Source organism: Microcystis sp. LE19-10.1B (assembly GCF_027530565.1).
Classification (GTDB): domain Bacteria; phylum Cyanobacteriota; class Cyanobacteriia; order Cyanobacteriales; family Microcystaceae; genus Microcystis; species Microcystis aeruginosa.
The window spans coordinates 1-9,842 of record NZ_JAPZQM010000376.1 but is presented as its reverse complement, the minus strand read 5'-3'; the positions used below and the strand labels follow the sequence as shown (position 1 = coordinate 9,842).

Here is a 9,842-nt window from a genome sequence, read left to right as displayed (position 1 = left end):
TAAATTTAACACCTTTTTTTAAAAAAAATTTGACCATTTTGCCATTATTTTAGTTGGGGGGTTTAATTAAGTGGGGGGGGGGTTGGGGGGTGGGGGGGGGGGGGGGGGGGGGTGTGGGGGGGGGGGTGGGGGGTGTTGGGTGTAGGGTGTAGGGTGTGGGGGGATGGGAAGGATAAATAAAAATAATCTCCTGTCTCCTGTCTCCTGCCTCCTGCCTCCTGTCTCCTGCCTCCTGTCTCCTGCCTCCTGTCTCGGAGTCTCCTGTCTCCGTTAAATTTCTTCCCAAGTACCTTGAGCGGCGGTAATTTTCTCTTTAGCACTATTGCTAAAAGCAGCGGCCTTCACCTTGAGGGGAACGGTAATTTCACCATCACCCAAAACTTTTAAAGGGCCGTCGTTACTGGTGAGAATGTTAGCTTTTAGGAGACTTTCTAGGGTAACTTCCGTATTAGCGGGTAAAGAAGCTAATTTTTTCAGATTAACGATCGTGTATTGACGGGGGTTAACCAAAGGAAAATGCTTTAATTTCGGCACCCGGCGATAGAGGGGCATTTGTCCCCCCTCAAAACCGGGGCGAGTCCCTGTCCCGGAGCGAGATTTTTGTCCGCGCATTCCCAGACCGCAACTAGCGCCCTGGCCGGCCGAGATACCCCGTCCCACACGACGACGACGTTTAGTTGACCCCGGTTGGGGGGCGATTTCGTGGAGTTTCATGGTGATTTCTTTAGGTGTACAAATGTTCTACAGATACGCCTCGATCCTTGGCCACTTCCGAGAAAGTGCGGAGGGTTTCCAGGGCGTTAACAGCGGCTCTAGCGTTATTGAGGGGGTTATCGCTACCGAGTTGTTTAGCGAGGATATTTTTTACCCCAGCCAATTCTAAAACGGTACGGACAGCCCCCCCGGCAATAACCCCAGTCCCCGGAGCCGCCGGACGCATAAGTACCTGAGCGCCACCGGAAGCGCCCCGGGTGAGGTGAGTGATAGAACTAGCCTTAGTTAAGGAGACTTCAATTAGTTGTTTTTTGCCATCGGCCACGCCTTTACGGACGGCCCCGATAACATCCCCTGCTTTGCCAACTCCCACTCCCACCTGGCCGTTTTCATTACCGACCACGACGATAGCCCGGAAGCTGAGTTTTTTACCACCCTTAACCACTTTACTAACCCGGCGGATCTGGATGACCCGCTCTTGCCAAGTGGTTTCTTTTTCTTTTTCGCGGTTGCCTTTGCGACGTTTTGCCATAGTTTTATCAGTGTTGAAAGGATATTTTAGAAGTTTAAGCCGGCTGACCGAGCCGCTTCTGCTAAGGCTTTGACGCGACCGTGATAGAGATTGCCACCGCGATCAAAAACCACTTGTTCGATGCCTCTTTCTAAGGCCCGTTGGGCCACCAGTTTACCCACGGCAGCCGAGGCTTCTTGGGTAGCGGTGGACTCTAATTCCCCGCGCAAGGTGGCCTCTAGGGTAGAAGCGGCCGCGAGGGTATGTTGGGCTACGTCGTCGATAATTTGGGCGTAGATGTGGTTATTAGAACGAAATACGGATAAACGCGGCCGTTCAGCAGTGCCATTAATTTTGCGACGCACACGCTGGTGACGACGACGGACTGATTCTTTGCGACTAAGTTTCATGGTTTATTTTTTACCTCCTTTACCGCCTTTAGCGCCTTTACCGCCAGCTTTACCAACTTTGCGACGGACGACTTCACCAAGATAGCGAATCCCTTTTCCTTTATAAGGTTCGGGGGGACGAACTTCGCGGATTTTAGCGGCAATGTTACCGACGGCTTCTTTGTCGATGCCACTGACGATAACTTGGGTGCTGTTCTCTACGGCGACGGAAACACCATCGGGCATCTCCATCTCCACGGGTTTACTGTAACCGACGTTAAGAACTAATTTACTACCCTGCGCCTGGGCGCGGTAGCCCACCCCTTGGATATCGAGGCGTTTTTGAAAGCCGGTAGCGACTCCTTCCACCATGTTGGCTACTAGAGTTCTACAGAGTCCGTGGCGTTCTCTGGCGGTACGGGAATCGTCTTGACGGGTAACGAGCAGAGTTTCGCCATCTTTATTGATGGCGACGGCGGTGGGTAGGGTTCTCTGGAGAGTTCCTTTGGGTCCTTTCACCGTCACGGTAGCACCATCGATATCGACGGTGACTTTATTGGGAATAGGAATCGGGCGTTTGCCAATACGAGACATAACAGTTATCAGTTATCAGTTATCAGTTATCAGGGAAGAGTTATCAGTGGGTCAGCTATCAGGTTTAAACTTGGAAAGGCTGACGGCTGATAGCTTATCCTTGTTTACCAGATGTAGCAAAGGACTTCGCCGCCAACGTTTTGTTTACGGGCCTCGCGATCGGTCATAATGCCTTTAGAGGTAGAAACAATGGCGATGCCAATGCCACCGAGGACGCGAGGTAAGTCTTTACTGTTGGAATAAACTCGCAGGCCCGGTTTACTGACTCTGGTGAGGGTAGTAATGATCGGTTGACGGTTTTTGCCTTTATATTTGAGGGAAAGAACTAATTGAGATTTAATCCCCTCACCCACTTCCTCAAAGTCAGCAATAAAGCCTTCGTCCTTGAGAACTTGAGCAATACTGCGCGTCATCCGCGTGGTGGGAATTTGAGTAGTGGTCTGCCGAACCGCGCAAGCGTTACGGATGCGGGTCAGCATATCCGAGATGGTATCGTTAGCAGACATGAATTACCTGTTTTTCTCCTAAATTGGGATCAACATCAGTGGTCAGTTATTGCGGGAGTCAGGAGTCAGGAGCCAGTCGTCAGGAGAAGGTAGGTAGGATTTATTCAGTAATTTCTCTGACAAAATCGCTTTCTCCCTTTTCCCTTGCCACTTTTTCCTGATTTTTTTCCTTTTCTCTTGATTGATTTATCTAAAGGGCATTCCCATCTCTTTGAGGAGGGCGCGTCCTTCTTCGTCGTTTTTAGCGGTGGTGATGATTGAGATGTCCATCCCGCGAATTTGATCGATTTTGTCGTATTCAATTTCGGGGAAGATCAACTGTTCACGAATGCCTAAACTGTAGTTACCACGACCATCAAAACTGTTACCGCTGATACCGCGAAAGTCGCGAATGCGTGGTAAGGCCAGATTAATGAGACGGTCTAAAAAAGCGTACATTCGATCGCCGCGCAATGTCACCATGACACCCACGGGCATTCCTTCGCGAATTTTAAAGCCAGCGATCGCTTTTTTAGCTCTAGTCACTACCGGTTGTTGTCCGGTGATGGTGGACAGTTCCTCCTTGGAAGACTCCAAAGCTTTGGCGTTTTGTGAAGCTTCCCCAAGACCGCGGTTAACGGTAATTTTGATAACTTTAGGTACTTGGTGGATATTGGTATAACCAAATTGTTCTTTCAGTTTCGGAACAATGGTTTCTTGATAGGTGGTTTTTAGTTTTTGGCTCATAGTTTTTCTGCTTACTTTTCCTGGGCTTGGTCAGGAACTAGAATTGATGGGAAACTAATCAATAATTTCGCCAGTTTTCTTCAGTATCCGCACTTTCCGACCGTCTTCGGTAAAGGTATAACCTACCCGACTGGCGATTTTTTTCTTCTCGGAATAAAGCATCACTTTGGAACTGTGAATCGGTGCTTCGTAGGTAAGGATTTGACCCGATTCTCCTTCCTGTTGGGGTTTAGTATGTTTGGTGCGGATATTAACTCCTTTGACCACCACGGTACTTTCTTGGGGTAAAGCGCGTAAAATTTCGCCCACTTTGCCCTTATCGGAACCAGCGATTACTTGAACGACATCCCCTTTTTTAACGTGCATTTTTTGCCTTTGGGGTGGGGTTTGACTGTTTTTCTTACTCATTTTTTTTGACCTCAAAGTGTGAAAAGTTTTAGACTAGCCATCAGCCAATTGCCTTGGTACTTTTCACTTTGATCAGAGAACTTCTGGGGCTAGGGAAACAATTTTGGTGTAGTTTTTATCGCGCAATTCCCGAGCGACAGGACCAAAAACCCTAGTACCTTTGGGATTACCGTCATTATTAATAATCACGGCGGCGTTATCATCAAAACGGATGCTCATGCCACTATCGCGACGGACGGTTTGACGGGTCCGCACAATCACCGCAGTGACCACATCGGATTTTTTCACGGGCATATTGGGGATAGCGTCCTTAACCACGGCGATAATTTTGTCACCGATGCCACCGTAGGTACAGTTACCTGTGCCCAGCACCCGCAGACACATTAGTTTCCGCGCCCCGCTATTGTCAGCGACATTTAAGTAGGTTTGTTGTTGAATCACGGTTTTTACCTAGGTGAAATTTAACTATCGGTTAATATTTCCGCCACTTCCCAACGTTTGGTTTTACTGAGGGGGCGGGTTTCACGAATGCGAACTCGATCGCCTTGTTTGGCTTGATTTTCTGCGTCGTGAGCCTTAAATTTCTGGGTTTTCACGACGATTTTGCCGTATTTAGGGTGAGGAGAGCGGTTTTCAATGGCTACCACTACGGTTTTATCCATTTTGTCGCTGACCACTACCCCAACTCTTTCTTTAACTGCCATAGCGGGTTATGCCTCCGGGGTGGACTGGGCTAGTTGGCGCTCCCGTTCTACGGTCAATAATTGGCCAAGACGGTGGCGGGTATGTTTGAATTCGTGGGTTTTTTCCAAGCGGCGGGTGGCCTGCTGCAAACGCAATTCAAACAGTTTCTTTTTGGCATTGAGGATAGCGTCGGCGATGTCGTCATCGCTCATCTTCCTCACTTCGGCGATTTTTGGTAGAGCCATTAGACAAAATCCTCCTCGCGAGTGATAAATTTGGTCTTAATTGGTAATTTTTGGGCGGCTAGACGCATTGCTTCCCGGGCTACCGGTTCGGCTACCCCGGCAATTTCAAACATAATGAACCCCGGTTTAACCACGGCCACCCAGAATTCGGGGGAACCTTTCCCGGAACCCATCCGGGTTTCTGCAGCCCGTTGGGTGACGGGTTTATCAGGAAAAACGCGGATCCAGATTTTGCCACCCCGACGGATATAACGAGTCATTGCCCGTCTGGCGGCTTCGATTTGACGGGAAGTAATCCAACAGGGTTCGGTGGCTTGCAGGGCGAAATCGCCGAAATTAATCGTATTTCCGCCGGTGGCCAGCCCGCGCATCCGTCCGCGCTGTTGTTTGCGGAATTTTGTTCTTTTGGGACTTAACATGAGCTATTTACCACTGATAAATATTAGGGATCAGCCTTCGCTAGAGCGATCTTCAAACTGTTGACGGCGACGCTGTTGACGGCGCGGTGCTTGAGCGGGAACGGCGGCGGCAATTTCTTCTTGGCCGGGGATAATTTCGCCCTTAAATATCCAAACTTTCACGCCTAGAATCCCGTAGATGGTGCTGGCGGTTTTATAGGAGTAATCAATATCGGCGCGCAGGGTATGGAGGGGAACTCGTCCTTCCCGCACCCATTCAGTCCGAGCGATTTCTGCCCCGTTGAGACGACCGCTAACTTGAATTTTGATCCCTTTGACTTCGGCCCTCTGCGCCCGTTGGATGGCCTGGCGGACAACACGACGGAAGGAAACCCGTCTTTCTAGTTGTTGGGCGATGTATTCGGCGATCAGGTTGGCATCGGCATCAACGCGAGCCACTTCGATGACGTTAATGCGAATTTGACGCTGGCCACCGAGGGCTTTTTGTAAACCTAGGCGCAGCTGTTCGATTCCCGTGCCACCACGACCGACGACGACCCCGGGGCGGGCGGTGTGGATGGAGATATCTACTTGATCGGCCTTACGTTCGATGCGAATATCGGCGATACCGGCATTAGCAAGGTTTTTTTCGACGTATTCACGAATGCGGCGATCTTCTTGCAGTAGTTCGGGGTAACGTTTCGCGTCGGCATACCAGCAAGATTTATGATCTTTGATAACGCCGAGACGAAAACCGAGGGGATGGATTTTTTGTCCCATTGTGGTTTTTTTAGTTAAGGTGATTAGTCTTTGTTGCTAGGAGCGACGGCGACGGTGATATGACAGGTGGGTTTGCGAATTTGGTAGGCGCGCCCCTGGGCCCGGGGTCGAAAACGTTTTAGGGTCGGTCCGCCATCGGCAAAGGCTTGGCTAACTACCAAAGTGGCGGGATCGAGTCCTTCGTTATTTTCGGCGTTGGCAACGGCGGAACGCAGGACTTTGAGAATCGGATCACAGGCCCGGTAGGGCATAAATTCGAGAATAATTAGGGCTTCCCGATAGGAGCGACCGCGGATCTGATCGAGTACCCGTCTGACTTTCAGGGGTGACATCCGAATATAGCGGGCGATCGCTTTGACTTCGTTAGAGGTATCGATGGTCATTTCAGTTATCAGTTATCAGTTAGGTAGGGTGGGTTAGGCGACGACAACTTATAAGACTTAGTTATTAATTTATCTAGTCGCCGTAACCCACCATCTCATAGTTAAGCTAAACGGCTTTTACTTCGGATCACCGATATAGACTCCAAAAGGGTTATAGCTATTGGATCATGCAGGTTAAGCGCCGTTTAGCTTATCTGAACGCTGACCGGGGGCTTGACGGTCTTAAGATTACCGCCCACCGGTCTATTTCCGTCCTGCTTTTTTGTCGCTCTTGGCGTGGCCGCGGAAGGTGCGGGTGGGAGCGAATTCACCGAGTTTATGACCGACCATCTGCTCGGAAACATAGACGGGAACGTGCTGTTTGCCGTTGTGAACGGCGATCGTGTGACCGACCATATCGGGAATGATTGTCGAGGCCCGGGACCAAGTTTTAATCACTTGTTTACTGCCCTGGGCGTTGAGTTTTTCGATTTTTTCCATCAGGTGGCCGGCGACAAATGGCCCCTTTTTCAGTGAACGACCCATAATTTTCAGTCAAAAGTAAAGTAATAATTTCTAACCCTGGTTACGACGGCGCACAATCAGATCGCTACTGCGTTTTTTCTTGTTGCGAGTTTTGCGACCGAGGGCGGGTTTACCCCAGGGAGTCATCGGGCCGGAACGTCCGATCGGAGCGCGACCCTCTCCACCTCCGTGCGGGTGATCCACTGGGTTCATGACGCTACCCCGAACATGAGGTCTTTGACCGCGGTGACGGGTACGACCGGCTTTACCGAGACTGATGTTTCTCGCTTCGGCGTTACCGACTTTTCCGATGGTGGCGTAGCATTCACGCCGGATCATGCGTACTTCTTTGGAGGGGAGGCGGATGGTAACGTAATCGCCTTCTTTCGCTACCACTTGGGCGAAACCACCAGCAGCCCGCACCATTTGACCCCCGCGACCGGGGACGAGTTCGATGTTATGAACTTCTGTCCCCAGGGGGATGCGACTTAAGGGTAGGGCATTACCCACCTCGAAGGGAGCGTTTTCTCCGGCGATGACGGTATCACCAACGCCTAAACCGGCGGGGGCGATGATGTAGCGTTTTTCCCCGTCTTTGTAGAAAAGCAGGGCAATGCGGGCGTTACGGTTAGGATCGTACTCGATCGCCGCTACTGTGGCGGGAATATCCCGTTTATCGCGACGAAAATCGATAATCCGGTAGAGGCGTTTATGGCCGCCGCCCCGGTGACGACTGGTAACGACACCGCGATTATTACGCCCTTGTTTGCTGTGTTTGCGATGAGTTAGGGACTTTTCCGGTTCGGTTTTGGTGATCTCTTTAAAGTCGGAGATGGCCGCCTGCCTTGTCCCGGGGGTTAAAGGTCTAAAAGAACGAATACCCATAGTTTAGTTTTCCGTTATCGGGTTTCTTGGTGGTTATACGTCGGGATAGAGGGCGATCGAGTCGCCTTCCGCTAGGGTCACGATCGCGCGTTTGTATTGGGGTTTGTAACCGAGGAAACGGCCGACGCGTTTTTTCTGACGAGAGGGGCGGCTGGTGTTCACTTTCGTTACTTTCACGTCAAACAGCAATTCGATCGCCGCTTGAATTTCCGGCTTGGTCGCTTTCAAGGCGACATCGAAGACGTATTTATTTTGTTCTAGGAGTAGGGTGGCTTTCTCGGTCACGATCGGCTTTAGGATCAGATCGGCGAGTTGTCTGGCTTCAGTTTTAAGCACCATAGACCTCCTCAATTTTAGCTAGGGCTGCGGCGGTGGCGATAACTCGATCGGCTAGGATGACATCATAGACGTTGAGACTATCGGCGCGAATAATTTTGAGATTGCAGATATTACGTCCCGATAAATAGACATTTTCGGGAATTTCCGTCAAAATCAGCAGAATTTTTTCCTCTGGACTGGCTCCCCAGCGACTTAAGGCAGCGGTGAGTTCTTTGGTTTTGGGTTGGGAGAATTGTTCGGCGAAGCTTTCAACAACGATAAAGTTATCGGACTGGCTGATCAAAGCGGTTCTCAGGGCTAATCTTTTCTCTTTGCGATTGACCTTAACCTCAAAATCTCTCGGTTTTGGTCCGAAGATGACACCGCCACCACGCCAGAGGGGAGAACGGATCGAACCGGCCCGGGCCCGACCGGTGCCTTTTTGCCGCCAGGGTTTGCGACCACCGCCGCGCACTTCCGAGCGGGTTTTGGTGGAGGCGTTACCTTGACGGGCCGCCGCTAGATGGCTGACGACGACGCGGTGAATTAGGTGTTTGGCGGTTTCGGGTTTAGCGGTTTTCAGTTCCAGGGTGCCTGTTCCCGCTTCTTCCCCTTGCCAATTTTTGACTGTGTAGTTAACCATGACTTTAATCTTTCCTTGCCCTATTTACCAAATTTCTTGGCGGGGGTGATGTTTAACAGGGTTCCTGGTTTACCCGGGACGGCTCCTTTGATCAGGATTAGGTTGCGTTCGCTATCGATTTTGACCACGGACAGTTTGCGGATGGTCACTTGGGTGGCTCCGTATTGTCCGGCCATTCTCTTACCCGGGAAAACGCGGCCGGGGGTAGTACCGGCACCGGTGGAACCGGGGAGACGGTGGTTTTTGGAACCGTGGGTCATGTTACCGCGTTTGAAGTTATGGCGTTTTTGATAGCCGGAGAAACCTCGTCCGATGGTGGTTCCAGCCACATCGACTAAATCGCCTTCTTGGAAGATAGCGGCGGTAATTTCTTGGCCTAAAGTGTAAGCGGATGCGTCCTCGAGGCGGTATTCGATTAAATGCCGCAGGGGGGAGACACCGGCTTTGGCTAAATGACCGAGTAGCGGTTTGTTGAGGGCTTTTTCTTTGACGGTTTTGTATCCCACTTGGATGGATTCATAACCGTCGGTTTTTTTCGTTTTGACTTGGGTGACGGGACAGGGACCGGCTTGAACGACGGTGACGGGAATGGCGACTCCCGTTTTGTTGTCGAAGATTTGGGTCATGCCCAGTTTTGTACCGAGGATACCGATAGACACGGATTGTTCTCTTTATCTTTACTAGACGACAATCAAAAATAACGTGGCCGTGGCTATAGGAGCGAGAAAAATCTTTCCCGCTTTATCAGCCTGCCCAACTTGAATGACTTTTTTCGAGTTATTTAAGCTGGCATCCCGTTAAATTCGTAAGTAAGACTAGACAGGTTTGCTGGTTCTGCCTAGATTGTTGCTGGTCTTTGTTTCTTCGGGACTTAAAGGGTTTATCTTCAGTATCCCGGCGAAGACCGAGCGACCAAGGCGGTTCTGCTTGGCAGTGCCTTCAGCACCACCTAACACCGATTTTGGCCACGATCAAACATTATATAATATTTGTGCCTTTTTAGGCAAGAGGTTTTTTTGCAACATCTCAATAAATGCTGGTAAGGAAGCCGAAGTCAACCTAGAAAATGAACCCGCACTCGTGAGAAAGCATCGACTTAGGTTGCACTGAGGAAGAAAATCTGCTTTAACTAAGGATATGCTTCTTCCCATCGA

General features: G+C 50.3%; 19 protein-coding genes. All 19 read right to left on the bottom strand.

Annotated features, from left to right (window positions below; all coding sequences use genetic code 11):
- Nucleotides 1-49 precede the first annotated feature (49 nt).
- The 19 genes from O9332_RS13675 to rplC all read right to left on the bottom strand — a co-directional run bounded on the left by O9332_RS13675 (nt 50) and on the right by rplC (nt 9,347).
- Nucleotides 50-286, bottom strand: a complete 237-nt coding sequence (locus tag O9332_RS13675) for a hypothetical protein (RefSeq protein ID WP_288026014.1) — start codon at nt 284-286, stop codon at nt 50-52.
- Entirely contained in the window at nt 271-714 is a 444-nt protein-coding gene (gene rplO, locus O9332_RS13670) for a 50S ribosomal protein L15 (RefSeq protein ID WP_002757585.1), read from the bottom strand. Before rplO ends, O9332_RS13675 begins: the two co-directional genes overlap by 16 nt.
- 10 nt (nt 715-724) lie before the next feature.
- On the bottom strand, nt 725-1,246 hold the full coding sequence (rpsE, locus tag O9332_RS13665) for a 30S ribosomal protein S5 (protein ID WP_002757584.1): 522 nt from the start codon (nt 1,244-1,246) through the stop codon (nt 725-727).
- Nucleotides 1,247-1,272: 26 nt separating this feature from the next.
- The gene (gene rplR, locus O9332_RS13660; RefSeq protein ID WP_002746610.1) at nt 1,273-1,635 is read right to left on the bottom strand and encodes a 50S ribosomal protein L18; all 363 of its coding nucleotides are present in this window, start codon (nt 1,633-1,635) and stop codon (nt 1,273-1,275) included.
- 3 nt (nt 1,636-1,638) lie between these two features.
- Nucleotides 1,639-2,208 (bottom strand): 50S ribosomal protein L6, encoded by a 570-nt coding sequence (rplF, locus tag O9332_RS13655; protein ID WP_002757583.1) that lies wholly within the window; start codon nt 2,206-2,208, stop codon nt 1,639-1,641.
- Nucleotides 2,209-2,312: 104 nt separating this feature from the next.
- Nucleotides 2,313-2,714 (bottom strand): 30S ribosomal protein S8, encoded by a 402-nt coding sequence (gene rpsH / locus O9332_RS13650; protein ID WP_002734721.1) that lies wholly within the window; start codon nt 2,712-2,714, stop codon nt 2,313-2,315.
- A 186-nt stretch (nt 2,715-2,900) separates the two neighbouring features.
- Nucleotides 2,901-3,440, bottom strand: a complete 540-nt coding sequence (gene rplE, locus O9332_RS13645) for a 50S ribosomal protein L5 (RefSeq protein WP_002734750.1) — start codon at nt 3,438-3,440, stop codon at nt 2,901-2,903.
- A gap of 54 nt (nt 3,441-3,494) precedes the next feature.
- On the bottom strand, nt 3,495-3,848 hold the full coding sequence (gene rplX, locus O9332_RS13640; RefSeq protein ID WP_002757582.1) for a 50S ribosomal protein L24: 354 nt from the start codon (nt 3,846-3,848) through the stop codon (nt 3,495-3,497).
- Between the two features lie 72 nt (nt 3,849-3,920).
- The gene (gene rplN / locus O9332_RS13635) at nt 3,921-4,289 is read right to left on the bottom strand and encodes a 50S ribosomal protein L14 (RefSeq protein WP_002732358.1); all 369 of its coding nucleotides are present in this window, start codon (nt 4,287-4,289) and stop codon (nt 3,921-3,923) included.
- A 20-nt stretch (nt 4,290-4,309) separates the two neighbouring features.
- Nucleotides 4,310-4,552: a 30S ribosomal protein S17 gene (gene rpsQ / locus O9332_RS13630; protein WP_002734070.1), complete on the bottom strand. Its 243-nt coding sequence runs from the start codon at nt 4,550-4,552 to the stop codon at nt 4,310-4,312.
- A gap of 6 nt (nt 4,553-4,558) precedes the next feature.
- On the bottom strand, nt 4,559-4,777 hold the full coding sequence (gene rpmC, locus O9332_RS13625; protein ID WP_002757581.1) for a 50S ribosomal protein L29: 219 nt from the start codon (nt 4,775-4,777) through the stop codon (nt 4,559-4,561).
- On the bottom strand, nt 4,777-5,196 hold the full coding sequence (gene rplP, locus O9332_RS13620) for a 50S ribosomal protein L16 (RefSeq protein ID WP_002734310.1): 420 nt from the start codon (nt 5,194-5,196) through the stop codon (nt 4,777-4,779). The genes rpmC and rplP overlap by 1 nt, the downstream gene beginning before the upstream one ends.
- A gap of 30 nt (nt 5,197-5,226) precedes the next feature.
- Entirely contained in the window at nt 5,227-5,955 is a 729-nt protein-coding gene (rpsC, locus tag O9332_RS13615; protein WP_061432468.1) for a 30S ribosomal protein S3, read from the bottom strand.
- 23 nt (nt 5,956-5,978) lie between these two features.
- A complete protein-coding gene (gene rplV, locus O9332_RS13610) occupies nt 5,979-6,338 on the bottom strand; it encodes a 50S ribosomal protein L22 (protein ID WP_002746605.1) in 360 nt (119 codons plus the stop codon).
- 243 nt (nt 6,339-6,581) lie between these two features.
- Nucleotides 6,582-6,863 (bottom strand): 30S ribosomal protein S19, encoded by a 282-nt coding sequence (gene rpsS, locus O9332_RS13605; protein WP_002753908.1) that lies wholly within the window; start codon nt 6,861-6,863, stop codon nt 6,582-6,584.
- Nucleotides 6,864-6,893: 30 nt separating this feature from the next.
- A complete protein-coding gene (gene rplB / locus O9332_RS13600; RefSeq protein WP_002746601.1) occupies nt 6,894-7,727 on the bottom strand; it encodes a 50S ribosomal protein L2 in 834 nt (277 codons plus the stop codon).
- 33 nt (nt 7,728-7,760) lie between these two features.
- Nucleotides 7,761-8,066, bottom strand: coding sequence for a 50S ribosomal protein L23 (locus tag O9332_RS13595; RefSeq protein ID WP_002746599.1), 306 nt, complete (start codon nt 8,064-8,066; stop codon nt 7,761-7,763).
- Nucleotides 8,056-8,688, bottom strand: a complete 633-nt coding sequence (rplD, locus tag O9332_RS13590) for a 50S ribosomal protein L4 (protein ID WP_002757580.1) — start codon at nt 8,686-8,688, stop codon at nt 8,056-8,058. The genes O9332_RS13595 and rplD overlap by 11 nt, the downstream gene beginning before the upstream one ends.
- 20 nt (nt 8,689-8,708) lie before the next feature.
- Entirely contained in the window at nt 8,709-9,347 is a 639-nt protein-coding gene (rplC, locus tag O9332_RS13585; protein ID WP_002734589.1) for a 50S ribosomal protein L3, read from the bottom strand.
- Between the last annotated feature and the right edge of the window lie 495 nt (nt 9,348-9,842).